We start from the raw sequence: 18,746 nt of genomic DNA, 5'->3' as shown, positions 1-18,746 counted from the left end.
TGACCTTATTCTGCATCGCACTGCCCGCTGTTTGTGGTTGTTATTCGCAGGATGAGTTCATGCGAGGAGCAAGGAGTCATCATGTTAGATATTGTCGAGCTGTCGCGTTTACAGTTTGCCCTGACGGCGATGTACCATTTCCTGTTCGTGCCCTTAACGCTCGGTATGGCGTTTTTACTGGCGATCATGGAAACGGTCTATGTCCTGTCGGGAAAACAGATTTATAAAGATATGACCAAATTCTGGGGCAAGTTGTTTGGTATCAACTTTGCGCTGGGTGTGGCCACCGGCCTGACCATGGAATTTCAGTTCGGTACCAACTGGTCTTATTACTCCCACTACGTCGGCGATATCTTCGGTGCGCCGCTGGCCATCGAAGGCCTGATGGCGTTCTTCCTTGAATCCACCTTTGTCGGCCTGTTCTTCTTCGGCTGGGATCGCCTCGGTAAAGTGCAGCACCTGGCGGTGACCTGGCTGGTGGCACTCGGCTCGAACATGTCCGCGCTGTGGATCCTGGTGGCGAACGGCTGGATGCAGAATCCGATCGCTTCCGAATTCAATTTCGAAACCATGCGTATGGAGATGGTGAGCTTCTCCGAGCTGGTGCTGAACCCGGTGGCGCAGGTGAAATTTGTGCATACCGTGGCCGCGGGCTACACCACCGGTGCGATGTTCATTCTGGGCATCAGCGCCTGGTATCTGCTGAAAGGGCGCGACATCGCGTTTGCTAAACGCTCCTTTGCGATCGCTGCCAGCTTCGGTATGGCTGCCGTGCTATCGGTCATCGTGCTGGGTGACGAATCCGGCTATGAAATGGGCGACGTGCAGAAAACCAAGTTGGCCGCTATCGAAGCCGAATGGGAAACCCAGCCGGCGCCAGCGGCCTTTACGCTGTTTGGCGTGCCGGATCAGGCGACGCAGGAGAACAAGTACGCCATCCAGATCCCGTATCTGCTCGGCCTGATCGCCACCCGTTCTGTCGATACGCCGGTCACCGGCCTGAAAGATCTGCTGGCGCAGCATGAAGTGCGCATCCGTAACGGTATGAAAGCCTATGCGCTGCTGAACGAGCTGCGTGCCGGCAGTAAAGATCCGGCGGTGCGCAGTGAGTTTGAGACGCATAAACAGGATCTCGGCTACGGTCTGCTGCTCAAGCGTTATACCCCGGACGTGGCGAACGCCACGGAAGCGCAAATCCAGCAGGCAACGCAGGATTCCATTCCGCGCGTGGCACCGCTCTATTTCGCCTTCCGCATCATGGTGCTGTGTGGCGTGCTGCTGCTGGGCATCATTGCGCTGTCGTTCTGGAGCGTGATTCGTAACCGCATCGGTAAGAATCGCTGGCTGCTCAAAGCGGCGCTGTACGGTATTCCACTGCCGTGGATTGCCGTCGAAGCTGGCTGGTTTGTCGCTGAATATGGCCGTCAGCCGTGGGCGATTGGTGAGGTGCTGCCAACCGCAGTGGCTAACTCGTCGCTGACCGTCGGCGATCTGCTGTTCTCGATGATCCTGATCTGCGGCCTGTATACCGTGTTCCTGGTAGCGGAGATGTATCTGATGTTCAAATTTGCCCGCCTTGGTCCAAGCAGCCTGAAAACCGGCCGCTATCACCATGAAACAGTGCAGGCTGTGACTCAACCGGCGCGCGGATAAGGAGAGCGACCATGTTTGACTATGAAGTGTTGCGTTTTGTCTGGTGGCTGCTGATTGGCATTCTGCTGATCGGTTTTGCCGTCACCGACGGCTTCGATATGGGCGTGGGAATGCTGACCCGCATCCTCGGTCGCACCGATACCGAGCGTCGCATCATGATTAACAGCATCGCGCCGCACTGGGACGGTAACCAGGTCTGGCTGATCACTGCCGGCGGGGCGCTGTTCGCCGCCTGGCCAATGGTCTATGCCGCCGCGTTCTCCGGTTTTTACGTGGCGATGATTCTGGTGCTGGCCTCGCTGTTCTTCCGTCCGGTCGGCTTTGATTACCGGTCGAAGATTGAAGATATGCGCTGGCGCGGTGCCTGGGACTGGGGCATCTTCATTGGTAGCTTTGTGCCGCCGCTGGTGATTGGCGTGGCGTTCGGTAACCTGCTGCAGGGTGTGCCGTTCCATGCTGATGAGTACCTGCGCCTGTTCTACACCGGTAATTTCTTCCAGCTGCTTAATCCGTTTGGCCTGCTGGCTGGGGTGATCAGCGTCGCGATGATTCTGGCCCAGGGTGCGACTTACCTGCAGATGCGCACCAGCGGCGAACTGCACCTGCGTTCCCGCACCGCGGCGCAAATCAGCGCGCTGGTGATGCTGGTGGGCTTTGTACTGGCCGGCGTGTGGGTGAAGTACGGCATTGATGGCTATGTGCTGAAAAGCGCAATCGATCATCACGCGGCGTCTAACCCGCTGGGTAAAGACGTGGTGCGTGAAGCCGGGGCCTGGCTGGTCAATTTTGAACAGATGCCGGTGCTGTGGCTGTTCCCGCTGCTCGGCGCGCTGCTGCCGCTGCTGACGATCCTGTGTTCGCGCATGGAGAAGGGCGCATGGGCGTTTATCTTCTCTTCGCTGACGCTGGCGTGCGTCATTATGACGGCTGGCATTGCGCTGTTCCCGTTCATCATGCCATCCAGCACCGTGCCAGGCACCAGCCTGACCATGTGGGACGCGACCTCCAGCCTGCTGACGCTGCAGATCATGACCGTGGCCGCCATCATCTTTGTGCCGATTATTCTGGCTTACACCAGCTGGTGCTACTACAAGATGTATGGCCGCATCACCAAAGAACACATTGAGCGCAATACGCACTCCCTGTACTGATTGAGGAGATTAAGCATGTGGTATTTTGCCTGGATTCTTGGCACCTTGCTGGCCTGTGCGTTTGGCGTGGTCACGGCACTGGCGATCGAGCATGTGGAAGAGGGCGGCGCGCAGGACGACAAGCTCTGATGCGCAGCCTGATACAGACGCTGTATCGTCTGATGGATAAGGGCCCGCTGCGGGCCCTTTCACTGATTCTGGCGCTGTGGCTGGCCGGATGCGTCATCTGGCAGCCGGCGCGCTTTGCCGCACGCACCAGTGAGCTCGCCATCTGGCACGGATTATTGTTAATCTGGGCGGTGTGCAGCGGCGTGATTCACGGCACGGGTTTCCGGCCACAGCGAGCCCGCTGGCAGGCGCTGTTTGCCCCGCTGCCGGCGCTGATCGTGCTGGCGCTGGGAATTTACTGGTTCTATCATTAAGTTCTGTCTCAGCCCGCAAGGGCTGTTTTACCGCTGCTGACGTGAGTTTTTGTCAGCGGTTGGTCAGGAAATCTCCCAAAAATCCTTCCAGTTGTTAACGTCTGATAATTATTTTCTCCTGGCTCTGGCGGACCATTCCCAAGCCGATCTCACTTGCGTATAGTAGCAACGTTTAAAATGAGACCGGGATGTAGAGTGAGTACAACGCTGTTTCGCTGGCCGGTTCGGGTCTATTACGAAGACACTGACGCCGGTGGTGTGGTTTACCACGCCAGCTATCTTGCTTTTTATGAACGAGCACGTACCGAGATGTTGCGCCAGCACCATTTCAATCAACAGGCCCTGTTGGAAGAGCAGGTGGCTTTTGTGGTACGGCGCATGACGGTGGACTTTATTGCCGCGGCACGTCTCGACGACCTTCTGGAGATCCAGAGCGAAGTGACAGCAATGACGCGCGCAACCATGACGTTCTCGCAGCGTATCGTGAATGCTGAAGGCAAAGTGCTCAATGAAGCAGACGTCCTGATTGCCTGCATCAACCCACATCTAATGAAGCCGATTGCGCTTCCCAAGTCTATTGTCGCGGAGTTCAAGCAGTGACTGACATGAACGTTCTTGATTTGTTCCTGAAGGCAAGCCTTCTGGTCAAACTTATCATGTTGATTTTGATCGGCTTTTCTATTGCCTCCTGGGCAATCATCATTCAGCGCACCCGCATTCTTAACGCGGCGGGGCGTGAGGCCGAGGCGTTCGAGGACAAGTTCTGGTCCGGTATCGAGCTGTCGCGTCTCTATCAGGAGAGCCAGGCGCGCCGTGACGAGCTGAGCGGGTCCGAACAGATTTTCTATTCTGGCTTCAAAGAGTTTGCCCGCCTGCACCGCGCTAACAGCCATGCGCCGGAAGCGGTGGTCGAAGGGGCCGGTCGCGCCATGCGCATCTCGATGAACCGTGAACTGGAAGCGCTGGAAAATCACATCCCATTCCTTGGCACCGTCGGTTCCATCAGTCCGTATATCGGTCTGTTTGGTACGGTGTGGGGGATCATGCATGCCTTTATCGCACTGGGTGCGGTGAAACAGGCCACGCTGCAAATGGTTGCGCCCGGTATCGCCGAAGCGCTGATCGCCACCGCAATCGGTCTGTTCGCGGCCATTCCTGCCGTTATGGCGTATAACCGTCTGAACCAGCGCGTGAACAAGCTGGAGCAGGGCTACGACAACTTTATGGAAGAGTTCACGGCCATCCTGCATCGTCAGGCTTTCTCTACCGACAACAGCAAGTAAGTCGAGGTTAACGATGGCCAGAACCCGTGGTCGCGGGCGTCGCGACCTTAAGTCGGAAATCAACATTGTTCCGCTGCTGGACGTGCTGCTGGTGTTGCTGCTCATCTTTATGGCAACCGCGCCGATTATTACGCAGAGCGTGGAAGTGGACCTGCCGGACGCAACCGATTCGAAAACCGTTTCCAGCGACGATAATCCGCCGGTGATCGTGGAAGTGGCCGGGGTAGGGCAGTACAGCCTGGTGGTGGATCACGATCGTATGACGCAGCTGCCGCCGGAGCAGGTGGTGAGCGAAGCGCAGCGCCGTATTGAAGCCAATCCGAAGACGGTCTTCCTGATTGGTGGGGCGAAAGATGTGCCTTACGACGAAATCATCAAGGCGCTGAACCTGTTGCATCAGGCTGGCGTGAAATCCGTCGGTTTGATGACGCAGCCGATTTAACGCGAACCGTTTTTGGGAACCGAGAGTGTCGAAGGCAACCGAGCAGAACGAGAAGTTAAAACGCGCGATAATCATTTCGGTGATTCTGCACATCGTGCTGATCGCCCTGCTGATTTGGAGCTCGTTTAACGAACATATCGAAGCCAGCGGCGGCGGTGGCGGCAGTGATATCGACGCGGTGATGGTCGATCCTGGCGCGGTGGTTGAACAGTATAACCGTCAGCAGAATCAGCAAAGTGACAGTCAGCGCGCCGAGCAGCAGCGCCAGAAGCAGGCACAGCAGCAGGCGGAAGAGTTGCAGCAGAAGCAGGCCGCTGAACAGCAGCGGCTGAAAGAGCTGGAAAAAGAGCGTCTGCAGGCGCAGCAGGAAGCCAAAGAGCAGGCGAAGCAGCAGGCAGAGCAGCAGAAGGCGGCTGAAGCAGCAGCGAAGCAGGCGCAGGAGCAGCAGAAAGCCGCAGAAGCGGCCGCAGCGAAAGCCAAAGCCGATGCCAAAGCGCAGGCCGATGCTCAGGCGAAGGCCGCAGCGGACGCGAAAGCCAAAGCGGAAGAGCAGGCGAAGCAGGCCGCAGCCGACGCGAAGAAGAAAGCGGAAGAGCAGGCCAAAGCCGCCGCAGCCGAAGCAGCGAAAGAGAAAGCCGCGCAGCAGGCGAAAGCGGCAGCTGAAGCGAAAGCCAAAGCGGAGGCAGAAGCCAAAGCTCAGGCCGCGGCAGATGCGAAAGCCAAAGCTGCACAGGAAGCCAAAGAGAAAGCTGCGGAAGCTGCGAAAGAGAAAGCGGCCGCCGAAGCCGAAGCCAAAGCGAAAGCTGAGGCAGCAGCCAAAGCCAAAGCGGATGCGGCGGCCAAAGCTAAAGCTGCCGCCGATGCGAAGAAGAAAGCGGCTGCCGAAGCGGCGAAGAACGAGAGCGATGTGGATGATCTGTTAGGCGGTCTCTCTTCCGGTAAGAATGCGCCGAAAAGCGGTTCCTCTGCTGGTGGTGCTCCAGCTGGCCAGGGTAGTCAGAAAAAAGCGGGTGCATCGGGTGCTGACATTAGCAACTATGCCGGTCAAATTCAGGCTGCGATCAAAAGTAAGTTTTACGATTGGGAAAGCTATAAGGGACGCACCTGTACTTTACGTATTGTCATGATGTCTGATGGTACGTTAGCGGATGTTAAAGCGCAGGGTGGTGATACTGCCCTATGCCAGGCTGCTGTCGCAGCGGCTCGACAGGCTCGTATCCCTAAACCGCCAAGTCAGGCGGTATATGAAGTGTTCAAAAACGCGCCGCTGGATTTCAAGCCGCAATAAATGCAGTAACGTACGGCAGGTTGAACTAAGGTTAGCTTGCCGTACTCTATGAGTACTCGTGTTTTTTCAGGAACTGTGCGAATTATCATGAACTCAGGTTCAGATAAGGGAGATAAGATGAAGCAGGCACTTCGTGTAACCTTAGGTTTTTTTGTACTGCTGTGGGCAGCGATGCTGCACGCGGAAGTACGCATTGAAATTACGCAGGGCGTGAATACCGCACGCCCAATTGGTGTGGTGCCGTTCCAGTGGGCCGGTCCGGGCGCTGCACCCGAAGATATTGGTGGCATCGTCGCAGCAGACTTACGTAACAGCGGTAAATTCAATCCGCTGGATCGCTCTCGTCTGCCACAGCAGCCGACCAGCGCACAGGAAGTACAGCCTGCCGCTTGGAGCGCACTGGGTATTGATGCCGTGGTAGTCGGGCAGGTTACGCCGAACGCCGATGGCAGCTACCAGGTGGCTTATCAGCTGGTGGATACCGGTGGCGCACCGGGTACCGTGCTGGCGCAGAACTCCTATAAAGTCACCAAACAGTGGCTGCGCTATGCAGCGCATACCGCCAGCGATGAAGTGTTTGAGAAGCTGACCGGTATCAAAGGCGCGTTCCGTACCCGTATCGCCTATGTGGTGCAGACCAACGGCGGTCAGTTCCCGTACGAGCTGCGCGTGTCTGACTACGATGGTTACAACCAGTTTGTGGTACACCGTTCGCCGCAGCCGCTGATGTCACCGGCCTGGTCGCCAGACGGCAGCAAAGTGGCTTACGTGACCTTCGAAAGCGGTAAATCGGCGCTGGTGGTGCAGACGCTGGCCAACGGCGCTATCCGTCAGGTGGCTTCTTATCCGCGTCACAATGGTGCGCCAGCCTTCTCGCCGGACGGCTCTAAGCTGGCCTTCGCCCTGTCGAAAACCGGTAGCCTGAACCTGTACGTGATGGATCTGGCCTCCGGTCAGACGCGTCAGGTGACCGATGGCCGCTACAACAGCACCGAACCTACCTGGTTCCCGGACAGCCAGACGCTGGCTTACACTTCGGATCAGGCCGGTGCGCCACAGATTTACAAAGTTAACGTTAACGGCGGAACGCCACAGCGCATTACCTGGGAAGGGGCTCAGAACCAGGATGCGGATGTGTCATCTGACGGTAAAACGATGGTGATGATCAGCAGCGCCGGTGGCGCGCAGCACGTCGCCAAACAGGATCTGGAAACGGGAGCCGTTCAGACAATAACGGACACGTTCCTGGATGAGACGCCAAGTCTGGCTCCTAACGGCACGATGGTAATCTATAGCTCTACTCAGGGGATGGGTTCCGTGTTGCAGTTGGTTTCAACCGATGGGCGTTTCAAAGCGCGTCTTCCGGCAACTGATGGACAGGTCAAATTCCCTGCCTGGTCGCCGTATCTGTGATGCATCGCTCCCTCGCCTGGCGGGGGAGTAAAATGTATGGCAAACAAAATAATAGGATAAAGAAATGCAACTGAACAAAGTGCTGAAGGGTTTGATGCTGGCTCTGCCGGTTATCGCGGTAGCTGCATGTAGCTCTCACAAAAACAACAACAACGATCAGACCGGTATGGGTGCTGACGGTGCATACGGCGCTGGCGCTGGCCAGAACGGCAACATGTCTTCTGACGAGCAGGCGCGTCTGCAGATGCAGCAGCTGCAGCAGAACAACATCGTTTACTTCGGTCTGGACAAGTATGACGTGCAGTCTGAATACGCTCAGATGCTGGATCAGCACGCTGCTTTCCTGCGCAGCAACCCATCTTACAAAGTGACCATCGAAGGTCACGCGGATGAGCGCGGCACCCCAGAGTACAACATCGCCCTGGGCGAGCGTCGTGCTAACGCCGTTAAAATGTACCTGCAGGGTAAAGGCGTGTCTGCTGACCAGATGTCTATCGTATCTTACGGTAAAGAGAAACCTGCTGTACTGGGCCACGACGAAGCGGCTTACGCTAAAAACCGTCGTGCCGTACTGGTTTACTAAGAGAATCACATGATTAGTAACTTCAGACTTCATCTGTTGAGTCTGTCGTTACTGGTTGGCGTAGCGGCCCCCTGGGCCGCTAATGCCCAGGCGTCAATCAGTAGCGTTGGCTCAGGCTCGGTCGAAGACCGTGTCACCACTCTTGAACGTATCTCCAATGCCCAGGCTCAGCTTCTGCAGCAGTTGCAGCAGCAGATGAGTGATAACCAAAGCGATATCGATTCGCTGCGCGGGCAGATCCAGCAGAACAGTTATCAGCTTAATCAGGTGATTGAGCGGCAGAAGCAGCTTTATCAGCAGATCGACAGTCTGAGCAGCAGTAATGGTGCGCAGGCCAGCGGTGGTGCGGATGCAGCAGCTGGTGCCGCAGCGGGAAACGCTGATGCGGGGAGCAGCAATACGGCTGCCGCTGCACCCGCACAAACCGGCGATGCCAACACCGATTACAATGCTGCCGTCGCGCTGATTCTTGAGAAGAAACAGTATGACCAGGCGATAACTGCGCTGCAGGCGTGGGTGAAGAAGTATCCGGACTCCACCTATCAGCCGAATGCTAATTACTGGCTGGGTCAGTTGTTTTACAACAAAGGCAAAAAGGACGATGCGGCCTACTATTTTGCCACTGTAGTTAAAAACTACCCGAAATCGCCAAAAGCGGCGGAAGCGCTGTTTAAGGTTGGGGTGATCATGCAGGAGAAGAACGATACAGCGAAAGCGAAAGCGGTCTACCAGCAGGTGATCAAACAGTTCCCTAACTCTGAGTCTGCTAAGCAGGCACAAAAACGGCTCGCTGCGATGTAATTGCTGCAGTTAAGACCGGATTTCGTCTGATTTCTGGTCTTGCCGCATGAAAGGTAAGCAGTTGAGACATTTAGCGGAAAATAAGGGTTGCGCCCTCCCGCTAAATCAGTAATATATGCCGCCGTTGCCGGGACATATCTTAACAAGTATCGGCAGCACTGAAGATGGGTCGTTAGCTCAGTTGGTAGAGCAGTTGACTTTTAATCAATTGGTCGCAGGTTCGAATCCTGCACGACCCACCATCTCAACCATTCAGTTTTGATGTCACTTCAGTTTGCTTCACAACCTTGATGGGTCGTTAGCTCAGTTGGTAGAGCAGTTGACTTTTAATCAATTGGTCGCAGGTTCGAATCCTGCACGACCCACCATCAAGTCGAAAGTTGTAAGCCACTTCCCGAGCGGGTCGTTAGCTCAGTTGGTAGAGCAGTTGACTTTTAATCAATTGGTCGCAGGTTCGAATCCTGCACGACCCACCAGTTATGTAGAAAGGCGCCCTAAAGGCGCCTTTTTGCTTTTTTACGTTTTTTACAGTGTTAGATGGGTTGCTTTGAGATTGTGCACCGGCCAGATAAGGCGGGGCGGATCGCAAAGGAACCTCACATCCCTGTGGATCGGCCTCGCCATCCATGGCTCGGACGCTTCGCTCCTCCGCACCCGCCTTTTCTGGCTGTCAGGCATTTCAGCTGCTTTAGTTTTGCAGCGCTTTCAGCAAGGCGCAGAGAGTTAATATGAAGCCGAAGGGTACGGAGCGGTGGAGTAAAGCTTCCGGCGCATGGACAAAAATGCCGGGAGCATTTTTGAACAACGCGTAGCGTTGGCCCACAAAGTGGGCGAGCCTCAGGGATGAGGCGAGTAAACCGCCGGCAGAGCCTACAGGGATGTATTTACGGCGACTTTACGCAACCGCTCCGTACCTTTTGGCTGAAAGCACTATTACAGTTATTCTGGCAACCACATCATGCCAAATCTCACTACCGCTTTTCCGGCGTCAGGCTCTTCCAGATATGCAGCACCGCGTAACTGCGCCATGGGCGCCACACCTGCGACATCTGCTCTGCGACTTTTGCGCTCACGCCGCCGAGATTATTGCGGATCGCTATGTCCTCTTTCGGAAAGGCATCCGGCCAGCGCAGGGCGCGCATGGCGATATAACTCGCTGTCCATGGCCCGACACCCTTCAGCGCCAGCAACTGCTGCTGCACCACGTCCGGATTAACCGCGCCATTGAAGCGCAGCGCTCCTGAGGCGCAGGCCGCGGCCAGTGCCTGGATCGCCTGCGCGCGGGCGCTCACAATGCCGAGGCTGGCAATATCATCCAGGGTGGCAGTAGCCAGTGATTCGGCCTCTGGCGGTAAGCGGGAGAGCGCAGGCCACGGCGTGGTGAGGGGCGCGCCAAAACGCTCCGCCACGCGACTGCTCAGCGTCGTCGCGGCTTTCACCGTCACCTGCTGGCCGAGGATGGCGCGGACCGCCAGCTCGAAGCCGTCAAACGCACCAGGAACGCGCAAACCTGGATAGCGTGCCAGACTCGCAGCTAATAGCGGATCCTGGCTGAGCTGCTCGCTGATGCGCTGTGGCTGGGCATCCAGATCAAACAGATCGCGCAAGCGGCGCAGCAGGGCAGGCAGCACCGGCGTCAGCGTGGTGGTAAATTGCACCTTCAGCGCCTGCTTCTCCGGCAAATGGCTAATGCGTACCCAGCCACGACACTGACCGAGCGCCACAGTACGATGATAAACGCCCTCGCTGACCCACTCGACTTGCTTCATCACGCGCTGTTGCAGGAAATCGAGGATGGCGTCCCAGTCATAAGGAGGCCGGTAGCTGAGGCGCAGTTCGGCGCTCTCCTGCTCACCATTCAGGGCTTCCGTCTGAATCTGCTTACGCAGACGCGATGGCGTCATGCGATAGCGAGCCTGAAACACGTCGTTAAAACGGCGCAGACTGCGAAAACCGCTGGCATAGGCAATTTCGGTCACCGGCAATGCGGTTTCAGTCAGTAGCTGCTTCGCCAGCAGCATGCGCCGGGTTTGCCGCAGTTCAAGCGGCGACACGCCCAGCTCCTGCTGAATCACCCGTCTTAGCTGGCGTTCACTCAGGTCAAACTCGCTGGCGATCTCAGCCAGCGTCTCCTGTTCTTCCAGTAAGCCTTCTTCGATACGGCGAATCAGCCGGTCGGCGATGCGATGATGGCTATCGACCGGTGCCGAACCAGGTGCCAGCTCGGGACGACAGCGCAGGCAGGGGCGAAAGTGCGCCTTTTCAGCCGCTTCGGCACTGGTGAAAAACAGGCAGTTCTTCTGCATCGGCGCTTTCACCGGACAGATCGGACGGCAGTAAATACCGGTGGAGGTCACGCCGACAAAAAATACCCCGTCGAAACGGCTGTCGCGCGCCGTCAGCGCCTGATAGGCAATTTCAGGATCAAACATCATTGTCTCCGGCAAATAAACACCATCGTCGCGCAGGTGCGGATGGAAAACTGGCTGCTTTCGGACAGTTAACCAGTTTATGCTCATGGCCGAAAACAGCCAGTTTCGCCGCGCAAAAGTGCGATAATCATCCGCATAGCCCATGTCGGAGGTGCAACATGTATCACGCTAAAATCATTACCACGCCCGTCGGAGAACTGACGCTCATTGCCACGGATCGCGGTCTGTCAGCCATTTTATGGGAAAACGAAGGTGCGCAGCGTGTGCCGCTGAAACCGATCGCGCGTAACGACCAGCATCCGATTCTCTGTGAGGCTGAGCGCCAGCTGCGCCAGTACTTTGCCGGCGAGCGTCAGCAGTTTGACATGCCTTACGACACCGTTGGCACTGCGTTTCAGAAAAAGGTCTGGCAGGCGCTGCTCACCATTCCGTTTGGTGAAACTCGCAGCTATCTGCAAATCGCGGAGCAGATCGGCAACCCGAAAGCGGTACGCGCCGTCGGGGCTGCCAACGGTAAAAATCCGTTGTCGATCATGGCGCCCTGTCATCGGGTTATCGGCAGCAACGGTAAGCTCACCGGCTTTGCAGGCGGCCTGGCGGTAAAAGCGTTTCTGCTTGAGCTGGAAAGCCCACAACAGGCGCAGGCCGGCGCGCAGCTGGTACTTCCCGCATAAAAATCACACGACAGGCTCGGTGTAATCCGCTATTGTGTTTAGCATATAAAACACGATGGCGGATTTAATGCCGCATCATCGTCCTGATGGGCGATTTTGTTAAATCGATAAAACGAGAGCCGTGTCATGAGTGCAATGTTTGATGCTGAAAGCGCCATTTATCCCTTCCCGCCGAAACCGGCGCGCCTCAGCCCGCAGGAGAAAGCCGGTTACATCGAAGAAATTAAACGCCTGCTCAAAGCACGCGATGCGGTGATGGTAGCGCATTACTACACCGATCCGGAAATTCAGGCGCTGGCCGAAGAGACCGGCGGCTGCGTGGCGGATTCCCTTGAGATGGCGCGCTTTGGCAGCCAGCATCCGGCGCAAACGCTGCTGGTGGCCGGCGTCCGTTTCATGGGCGAAACCGCCAAAATCCTTAGCCCGGAAAAAACCGTGCTGATGCCCACGCTGCAGGCGGAGTGCTCGCTTGACCTCGGTTGCCCGATTGACGAATTTAATCGCTTCTGCGATGCGCATCCGGATCGGACCGTGGTGGTGTATGCCAACACGTCGGCAGCGGTAAAAGCACGTGCCGATTGGGTGGTGACGTCCAGCATTGCGGTTGAGCTGATTGAACACCTCGACAGTCGCGGTGAAAAAATCATCTGGGCACCGGACCGCCATCTGGGCCGTTACGTCACGCAGCAAACCGGCGCCGATGTGCTGTGCTGGCAGGGCGCCTGCATCGTGCATGATGAGTTCAAAACCCAGGCGCTGCAGCGCATGAAAGCGCTGTATCCTGACGCGGCGGTGCTGGTGCACCCGGAGTCACCGCAGGCGATTGTCGAACTGGCCGATGCGGTCGGTTCCACCAGCCAGTTGATTCAGGCCGCCAAAACGCTGCCGCATCCGCAGATGATTGTGGCGACCGATCGCGGCATCTTCTACAAAATGCAGCAGGCGGTACCGGATAAAGAGTTACTGGAAGCGCCAACCGCAGGCGAAGGGGCGACCTGCCGCAGCTGCGCGCACTGCCCGTGGATGGCGATGAATGGCCTGCAGGCTATCGCTGAAGGGCTGGCGCACGGCGGCGCACAGCATGAAATTCACGTCGATGCGGCACTGCGCAAGGCAGCGTTGCTGCCGCTCAACCGCATGCTAGACTTTGCAGCACAACTCAAACTTACGCTGAAAGGGAACGCCTGAGGCGGTTTTCATACAGGTGCAGATGATGGACTTCTTTAGCACACACAATATTCTGGTTCATATTCCGATTGGCGTCGGCGGCTACGATCTGTCATGGATTGAGGCAATTGGTACGCTGGCCGGCCTGCTGTGTATCTGGCTCGCCAGCCAGGAAAAAATTATCAACTACCTGTTTGGTCTGATTAACGTCACGCTGTTTGCGGTGATTTTCTTTCAGATTCAGCTGTATGCCAGCCTGCTGCTGCAGCTGTTCTTCTTTGTTGCCAACGTGTACGGCTGGTACGCGTGGAGCCGGCAGACCAGCAGCCATGAAGCGGCGCTGAAAATCCGCTGGCTGCCGCTGCCGAAAGCCATCGGCTGGGGCGCCGCCTGCGTGATCGCCATTGCGCTGATGACGCGCTATATCGACCCGGTATTCGCTTTCCTCACGCGCACCGCGGTGGGTCTGATGCAGTCGCTCGGCCTTAACGTGGTGATGCCGCAGCTGCAGCCGGATGCCTTCCCGTTCTGGGATTCCTGCATGATGGTGCTGTCGATTGTGGCGATGATCCTGATGACGCGCAAATACGTCGAGAACTGGCTGCTGTGGGTGGTGATCAACGTTATCAGCGTGATGATCTTTGCGCGTCAGGGCGTGTATGCCATGGCGCTGGAGTACGCCATCCTGACGCTGATCGCGCTGAACGGCACGCGTCTGTGGATGCAGAGCGCACGGGAACAGGGTTCGCGCGCGCTGTCCCATTAGTGGTGGTGATGCGCGTGGCCTTCCAGCGCTGCGTGCTCGTGCTGCGTGCCGCTCTCCTCGCATAACTCGCAGTCCGGGCCGATGCAGGGCTGATACTCCATCTGCACCGTGGCATGGGCAATCTGATAATGCTGGTGCAGATACTGATGAATACGTCGCAGCAGGCCGTCGTGATCGTACGGCGGAATCACCTGTACGTGCAGCGTCAGTACCGGCTTTTCGCCCACCTGCCACACATGCACATGATGCACATTGCGCACTTCATCAATGTGACGCGTCAGCGCCCGCGCCAGCTTATCCACGTCGATATGCGTCGGTGCGCCTTCCAGCAATTCGTGCAGGCTCTCGCGCAGCAGCGCCCAGCCGCTGCGCACCACCAGCAACGCCACCAGCAGCGACAGAATCGGATCGATCGGCGTCCAGCCGGTCAGCATGATGATCACCGCCGCCACGATTGCGCCCACCGAACCCAGCAGATCGCCCAGCACGTGCAGCGCGGCAGCACGCACGTTGAGATTCTTCTCTTCGCTGCCGCGGTGCAGCAGCCAGAATGACAGCAGATTCGCCAGCAGGCCGGCAATGGCGATGCCGAGCATCAGCCCGCCTTCAATCGGCTCGGGCTGGTAAAAACGGCGCAGCGCTTCCCAGACGATCAGGACGGTAATCACCAGCAGCGCGATGGCGTTCACAAACGCTGCCAGCGTGGTCAGACGCAGTAAGCCAAAAGTGTGACGCGCATTCGGTTTGCGCCGGGCGAACTGCACGGCCAGCAGCGCCATCAGCAGCGCGGCGGCGTCGGTGAGCATATGTCCGGCATCGGCCAGCAGCGCCAGCGAACCGGACACCAGCCCGCCGATGACCTCGGCAACCATAAACAGCGCGGTGACGCCAAACGCGGCGGCGAGACGCGTGCGGTTGCCGCCGTGCTCACTGTGAGAATGAGTGTGTGCCATAACGTTCCAGTTGGTTAAGTAGCCTGTTCGTTAATGATATCAGTAAATTGAGATTATCAGGGTCAGGCTGATGCTGTTTTGCCGCGTCGGCCAGCTGCTGGCAGCGGGCGGCTACGTCGTCAATGCCGAGCATCAGCCAGCTGCCTTTCAGGCGGTGCGCCGCGCGCGCCAGCTGGGGCCAGTCTGCGGCCGCGCTCGCCTGCAGCAGCGCATCATGATCCTGCTGCAGCGTACGCTGCAGGGTATGGCAAATACGCGGGATGAAAGCCGGATTGTGCTGCGCCAGAATCTGCAGGCTGTCCGGCAACACCTGCAACGGATCGCGCACCGCCTGCGCCAGCAGCGGTGCAATATCCCGCAGAGTCACCGGCTTGACCAGCTGCGCTTCGTGCGCCTGCAGCGGCAGTTTCAGCAGCTGTACGTCGGCGGAGCACAGTATGCGCAGCGCAGGCTGCACGCGCTGGCGCTGACGGCGGCGCAGGATGCGCAGCAGCGTCAGGCCATCCGGGCGCGGCATCATCTGGTCGATAAACAGCACATCAAACGGCTGCTGCGCATCGGCCCGCAGCAGTTCGCGGCCATCCTCAAACACCGCCGCAGTAATGCCAAAGCTCGCCAGCTGCTGCTGCATCACCAGCAGATTAGTCGGGTGATCGTCGACAATCGCCACGCGCAGCTGCGGATAGTGTGGCCAGTGCGTGGCGTCATCTGTCGCCGTCGCCGCACAGGGTTCCAGCGGCAGGCGCACGCTCACCGTGGTGCCCTGCTGCGGTGCGGAGTCCAGCGACAGCGTGCCGCCCATGCGCTGTACAATCTCGCGACAGATAAACAGTCCGAGGCCGCTGCCCTGCACCGCATGGCGCTTGCCCGACGGCGCCTGATACCACGGTTCAAACAGCTGCGCCTGCTCGCTGAGCGGAATGCCGCTGCCGCTGTCGCTCACCGTCAGCGCGATATCCCCGGTGACCGCCAGCGTCAGGCGGATTTCGCCGTGGCGGGTAAATTTCAGCGCATTGGCCACCAGATTGTTCACCACCTGCTGCAGGCGATCGCTGTCGAGCATCACGCTGGCCGGCAGCGGGGTCAGCGCCGCCACGTGCAGCTGTGGCCCGCCATCGCGCATCAGCGGGTGATAAAACTGCTGTTGCTGCTGTAGCCATAGCGTGAGATCGAGCGGGCGCGGCGTCAGGCGGAAGCTGTGATTCTCGATACGCGCATGATCCTGCAGGTCGTTCAGCAGCGTCATCAGCGACCGGGCGCTGCTGTGCATCAGATCGAGCCGCGCGCTCGGATGCTGCTGCTGCTCCAGCTCCAGCAGACCGAGAATCGCCTGCATCGGCGTGCGCAGCTCGTGGCTGGCGGTGGCGAGAAACTGACTTTTAGCGGCATTGGCGCGTTCTGCCTGCTCGCGCTGTAACCGCTCACGCCGCTGCTGCAGATAACGGCGCAGCAGCAATACCAGCAACAACAGGATGATCACGGCGGCCGCAATCAAAATCAGCAGCGGCACATTGCGCATCGTCATGGTGGTGCCGGGCTGCGGCGGCTGCGACCAGCTGACGCGCATCTGGTTCAGCGTATCTGCCGGAATCTGCTGCAGCGCATGGTCGAGCAGGGCGCTCAGCTGTGGCTGCTGTGCGCTCACCTGCGGCGCCAGCGGCCAGGCGATATCGCTGGCCACAAACGCGAGATGCACGCGGTTGCCCTCATGGCTGGCCATGCGCCAGCGCGCCGACAGCACGTTATCCACCACTGCATCAATCTGGCCAGTGTTGAGGGCCTGCCACAGCTGGGCGCGATCGTCGAACAGCTGGGGCGCGATCTCAGCCGGAAGCAGACGCTGCGCCAGATCGCCCCGCAGCACGCCGACGCGCTGAGCGTGCAGCGCGGACCAGCCCATCGGCTGACTGTCGGACAGCGTGTAAATGCCCCAGATGGCGCGCCACACTGGCAGCGTGGTGCGGTTAGCATCGTCCCCGTACAGTGGCTGTAACAGGTTGAGCATCACCTGCTGCTGCTGTAACAGACTGGCGGCCTGCTGCGGATTATTAACCCAGCGCGGCGTGAAACGCAGGCCGGTACTCTGGCTCAGGGCGTTAAGCAGGTCAATACCGAAGCCGCGCGCGTTGCCGCTGGCATCGCGATAGCTCCACGGCGCGTTATCGCTCTCGGCGGCATAAGGGATGGCATCCTGCTGCGCCAGCCACTGTTTCTCTTCGCCCGTCAGCATCAGGGTTTGCGTATCCTGATAGCGCAGCAGCGGTGGACTCCAGCGCTGCTGCACGCGATTGCTGAACTCCGCTGGCAGCAAACGCAGCTGGCGGTTGAGCCAGGCAATCAGCGCCGGATCGCGTGTCTGCGCGCGCAGCGACAGCTCGCCGGCACCGGGATCGGCGGTGATTTGATAAATCTGTCCCTGCTGCAGCTGGCTGAGCAGGAAACCGGCGCTGGCTTCATCGGCCACCAGATAGTCACTCTGCTGGTTCAGCAGCGCATACAGCGCCTGTAAATTGCCGGGCAGCGTCTGCCAGCGGTGGCGATGTGCAAAGGTTTGCGGCAGTTGCGCCAGCGTGTCGGCGGCGATGGTCAGCTGAGCGTTGTCACTGTTGAACATCACCGCGCGCTGGTTGTCGCGATTGCGGTAGATGCGCATCGGGCTGGTGAACCAGCTCTCGCTGGTCAGTACGTCGGCGGGCAGATCGCGCTGGCGGGTGCTCAGCACCATATCCACGTCGCCACGCTGTAGCGCCGCCAGCTGGGCGGCAAAGTCAGGGTAGCCGTGCAGGCTGAATGCGCTGCCGCTCAGCTGGCTGAGGGCGCTGAGATAGTCGGCATCAATGCCCCAGATGCGATCGCCGATGCGCATCGCCCAGGGCGCGCTGTTTTGCGCCGGCACCGCCACGCGCAGCACCGGTCCCGGCCACGGCTCGGCGTGCGGCGCGGGCATCATGGCGGGCAGCATCACGCTGCTGGCGGGCTGCAATCCGGCGCGTGCCAGCAGACTGAAAAAAACAGCGAACAGCAGCAGCCAGCGTTTCACTGCTGCGCTTTCCACAGTTCTGCCAGCTCGACTACCGACTGCACACCGGTCTTCTCAAGGATATTTTTTTTGTGGGTGCTGACGGTTTTATTGCTGATGTGCAGCTGTTCGCCAATCTGGATATTCGACAGCCCGCGCACCAGCAGCGCCACAATCTGCTGCTCTTTCTCGGTGAGCGGTAGCGCAATGCGCTCCGGCAGCGGCGGAAACGCCTGCTGGCCGCCCAGCACCGCCAGAATCGCGCTCAGCAACTGCGCCATGCTTTGACTCTTCACCACATAGCCGGCCGCCCCGAGCGAGGCGGCGCTGAGCAGCGTGTGACGGCTCTGCTGGGCCGAGTAAATCAGCACCGGACACTGCGGATGGCGCGCGCGCAGACGGCGCAGCAGCTCCAAGCCATCGCTATCCGGCAGGCCGATATCCAGCACAATCAGGTCAATATGATGCTGTTGCAGCAGCTGGCGCGCCTGGGCTTCGTCACCGGCGGCGTACAGCTGTAATGGAATAGGGGCGTTGAGGCAGGCCGCTTCCAGCGCGACTTCAACTAAAGGGTGATCATCGATAAGCAGCAGCGCGGCCATGAAACAGTTCCTGTGAATTTCATAGCGTTAGCATAGCGGAAATAGGGCAGGGGAAAAACAACAGGGCGAGCCGAAGCTCGCCCTGCATCACGCTCCG

The 18,746-nt window shown here is 58.6% G+C and carries 18 protein-coding genes and 3 tRNA genes; 17 read left to right on the top strand and 4 right to left on the bottom strand.

The window, feature by feature from the left end; all coding sequences use genetic code 11:
- Positions 1–81: 81 nt before the first annotated feature.
- From cydA to C1Y43_RS04220, 14 genes are all read left to right on the top strand, one after another.
- Positions 82–1,653 (top strand): cytochrome ubiquinol oxidase subunit I, encoded by a 1,572-nt coding sequence (gene cydA / locus C1Y43_RS04285; RefSeq protein ID WP_058757874.1) that lies wholly within the window; start codon positions 82–84, stop codon positions 1,651–1,653.
- An 11-nt stretch (positions 1,654–1,664) separates the two neighbouring features.
- Entirely contained in the window at positions 1,665–2,804 is a 1,140-nt protein-coding gene (cydB, locus tag C1Y43_RS04280) for a cytochrome d ubiquinol oxidase subunit II (protein WP_021508533.1), read from the top strand.
- A gap of 15 nt (positions 2,805–2,819) precedes the next feature.
- The gene (gene cydX, locus C1Y43_RS04275) at positions 2,820–2,933 is read left to right on the top strand and encodes a cytochrome bd-I oxidase subunit CydX (RefSeq protein ID WP_010615998.1); all 114 of its coding nucleotides are present in this window, start codon (positions 2,820–2,822) and stop codon (positions 2,931–2,933) included.
- Positions 2,933–3,226 (top strand): cyd operon protein YbgE, encoded by a 294-nt coding sequence (gene ybgE, locus C1Y43_RS04270; protein WP_058775290.1) that lies wholly within the window; start codon positions 2,933–2,935, stop codon positions 3,224–3,226. The genes cydX and ybgE overlap by 1 nt, the downstream gene beginning before the upstream one ends.
- A 177-nt stretch (positions 3,227–3,403) precedes the next feature.
- Positions 3,404–3,826 (top strand): tol-pal system-associated acyl-CoA thioesterase, encoded by a 423-nt coding sequence (gene ybgC, locus C1Y43_RS04265; RefSeq protein ID WP_168714917.1) that lies wholly within the window; start codon positions 3,404–3,406, stop codon positions 3,824–3,826.
- The gene (gene tolQ / locus C1Y43_RS04260; RefSeq protein WP_010616001.1) at positions 3,823–4,509 is read left to right on the top strand and encodes a Tol-Pal system protein TolQ; all 687 of its coding nucleotides are present in this window, start codon (positions 3,823–3,825) and stop codon (positions 4,507–4,509) included. The genes ybgC and tolQ overlap by 4 nt, the downstream gene beginning before the upstream one ends.
- 13 nt (positions 4,510–4,522) lie before the next feature.
- Positions 4,523–4,951 carry a colicin uptake protein TolR gene (gene tolR, locus C1Y43_RS04255; protein WP_021508530.1) on the top strand — a complete coding sequence of 143 codons (429 nt, stop codon included), beginning with the start codon at positions 4,523–4,525 and terminating at the stop codon, positions 4,949–4,951.
- Between the two features lie 25 nt (positions 4,952–4,976).
- Positions 4,977–6,239, top strand: coding sequence for a cell envelope integrity protein TolA (gene tolA / locus C1Y43_RS04250; protein ID WP_104187105.1), 1,263 nt, complete (start codon positions 4,977–4,979; stop codon positions 6,237–6,239).
- Between the two features lie 117 nt (positions 6,240–6,356).
- Positions 6,357–7,652 (top strand): Tol-Pal system beta propeller repeat protein TolB, encoded by a 1,296-nt coding sequence (gene tolB, locus C1Y43_RS04245; RefSeq protein WP_021508528.1) that lies wholly within the window; start codon positions 6,357–6,359, stop codon positions 7,650–7,652.
- Positions 7,653–7,716: 64 nt separating this feature from the next.
- Entirely contained in the window at positions 7,717–8,235 is a 519-nt protein-coding gene (pal, locus tag C1Y43_RS04240; RefSeq protein ID WP_021508527.1) for a peptidoglycan-associated lipoprotein Pal, read from the top strand.
- 9 nt (positions 8,236–8,244) lie between these two features.
- Entirely contained in the window at positions 8,245–9,036 is a 792-nt protein-coding gene (cpoB, locus tag C1Y43_RS04235) for a cell division protein CpoB (protein ID WP_058757869.1), read from the top strand.
- A gap of 166 nt (positions 9,037–9,202) precedes the next feature.
- Positions 9,203–9,278: transfer RNA gene (locus tag C1Y43_RS04230), tRNA-Lys, on the top strand.
- Between the two features lie 50 nt (positions 9,279–9,328).
- Positions 9,329–9,404 (top strand) — tRNA-Lys (locus C1Y43_RS04225).
- 32 nt (positions 9,405–9,436) lie between these two features.
- A tRNA-Lys gene (locus tag C1Y43_RS04220) sits at positions 9,437–9,512 on the top strand.
- A 495-nt stretch (positions 9,513–10,007) separates the two neighbouring features.
- On the opposite strand, the gene C1Y43_RS04215 is transcribed toward C1Y43_RS04220, so the two are convergent.
- On the bottom strand, positions 10,008–11,468 hold the full coding sequence (locus C1Y43_RS04215) for an AlkA N-terminal domain-containing protein (RefSeq protein ID WP_104187143.1): 1,461 nt from the start codon (positions 11,466–11,468) through the stop codon (positions 10,008–10,010).
- Positions 11,469–11,626: 158 nt separating this feature from the next.
- Between C1Y43_RS04215 and C1Y43_RS04210 the strand changes: the two genes are divergently transcribed.
- From C1Y43_RS04210 to pnuC, 3 genes are all read left to right on the top strand, one after another.
- On the top strand, positions 11,627–12,142 hold the full coding sequence (locus C1Y43_RS04210; RefSeq protein WP_021508524.1) for a methylated-DNA--[protein]-cysteine S-methyltransferase: 516 nt from the start codon (positions 11,627–11,629) through the stop codon (positions 12,140–12,142).
- A 126-nt stretch (positions 12,143–12,268) separates the two neighbouring features.
- Positions 12,269–13,330 (top strand): quinolinate synthase NadA, encoded by a 1,062-nt coding sequence (gene nadA, locus C1Y43_RS04205; protein ID WP_031279878.1) that lies wholly within the window; start codon positions 12,269–12,271, stop codon positions 13,328–13,330.
- A gap of 25 nt (positions 13,331–13,355) precedes the next feature.
- Complete coding sequence (pnuC, locus tag C1Y43_RS04200) at positions 13,356–14,075, top strand: nicotinamide riboside transporter PnuC (protein WP_021508522.1); 720 nt, start codon at positions 13,356–13,358, stop codon at positions 14,073–14,075.
- On the opposite strand, the gene zitB is transcribed toward pnuC, so the two are convergent.
- Genes zitB through C1Y43_RS04185 form a run of 3 tightly spaced genes read right to left on the bottom strand, consistent with a single transcriptional unit; the run spans position 14,072 to position 18,649 of the window.
- Positions 14,072–15,028, bottom strand: a complete 957-nt coding sequence (gene zitB, locus C1Y43_RS04195) for a CDF family zinc transporter ZitB (protein ID WP_104187104.1) — start codon at positions 15,026–15,028, stop codon at positions 14,072–14,074. The genes pnuC and zitB overlap by 4 nt on opposite strands.
- Entirely contained in the window at positions 15,003–18,083 is a 3,081-nt protein-coding gene (locus C1Y43_RS04190; protein ID WP_166718397.1) for an ATP-binding protein, read from the bottom strand. The genes zitB and C1Y43_RS04190 overlap by 26 nt, the downstream gene beginning before the upstream one ends.
- Positions 18,065–18,649 (bottom strand): response regulator transcription factor, encoded by a 585-nt coding sequence (locus tag C1Y43_RS04185; protein ID WP_021508519.1) that lies wholly within the window; start codon positions 18,647–18,649, stop codon positions 18,065–18,067. Before C1Y43_RS04185 ends, C1Y43_RS04190 begins: the two co-directional genes overlap by 19 nt.
- Between the last annotated feature and the right edge of the window lie 97 nt (positions 18,650–18,746).

The sequence above is a fragment of the Pantoea sp. ICBG 828 genome, assembly GCF_002928355.1.
Lineage (GTDB): Bacteria > Pseudomonadota > Gammaproteobacteria > Enterobacterales > Enterobacteriaceae > Pantoea > Pantoea dispersa.
The sequence above is the reverse complement of the archived record's forward strand: the minus strand, read 5'-3'. Positions and strand labels throughout refer to the sequence as shown.

Excerpts from the sequence above, each read along its gene's own strand:
- cydA (WP_058757874.1), top strand. The coding sequence starts at position 82 with ATGTTAGATATTGTCGAGCTGTCGCGTTTACAGTTTGCCCTGACGGCG.
- cydB (WP_021508533.1), top strand. The coding sequence starts at position 1,665 with ATGTTTGACTATGAAGTGTTGCGTTTTGTCTGGTGGCTGCTGATTGGC.
- cydX (WP_010615998.1), top strand. The coding sequence starts at position 2,820 with ATGTGGTATTTTGCCTGGATTCTTGGCACCTTGCTGGCCTGTGCGTTT.
- ybgE (WP_058775290.1), top strand. The coding sequence starts at position 2,933 with ATGCGCAGCCTGATACAGACGCTGTATCGTCTGATGGATAAGGGCCCG.
- ybgC (WP_168714917.1), top strand. The coding sequence starts at position 3,404 with ATGAGACCGGGATGTAGAGTGAGTACAACGCTGTTTCGCTGGCCGGTT.
- tolR (WP_021508530.1), top strand. The coding sequence starts at position 4,523 with ATGGCCAGAACCCGTGGTCGCGGGCGTCGCGACCTTAAGTCGGAAATC.
- tolB (WP_021508528.1), top strand. The coding sequence starts at position 6,357 with ATGAAGCAGGCACTTCGTGTAACCTTAGGTTTTTTTGTACTGCTGTGG.
- pal (WP_021508527.1), top strand. The coding sequence starts at position 7,717 with ATGCAACTGAACAAAGTGCTGAAGGGTTTGATGCTGGCTCTGCCGGTT.
- cpoB (WP_058757869.1), top strand. The coding sequence starts at position 8,245 with ATGATTAGTAACTTCAGACTTCATCTGTTGAGTCTGTCGTTACTGGTT.
- C1Y43_RS04215 (WP_104187143.1), bottom strand. The coding sequence starts at position 11,468 with ATGTTTGATCCTGAAATTGCCTATCAGGCGCTGACGGCGCGCGACAGC.
- C1Y43_RS04210 (WP_021508524.1), top strand. The coding sequence starts at position 11,627 with ATGTATCACGCTAAAATCATTACCACGCCCGTCGGAGAACTGACGCTC.
- nadA (WP_031279878.1), top strand. The coding sequence starts at position 12,269 with ATGAGTGCAATGTTTGATGCTGAAAGCGCCATTTATCCCTTCCCGCCG.
- pnuC (WP_021508522.1), top strand. The coding sequence starts at position 13,356 with ATGGACTTCTTTAGCACACACAATATTCTGGTTCATATTCCGATTGGC.
- zitB (WP_104187104.1), bottom strand. The coding sequence starts at position 15,028 with ATGGCACACACTCATTCTCACAGTGAGCACGGCGGCAACCGCACGCGT.
- C1Y43_RS04185 (WP_021508519.1), bottom strand. The coding sequence starts at position 18,649 with ATGGCCGCGCTGCTGCTTATCGATGATCACCCTTTAGTTGAAGTCGCG.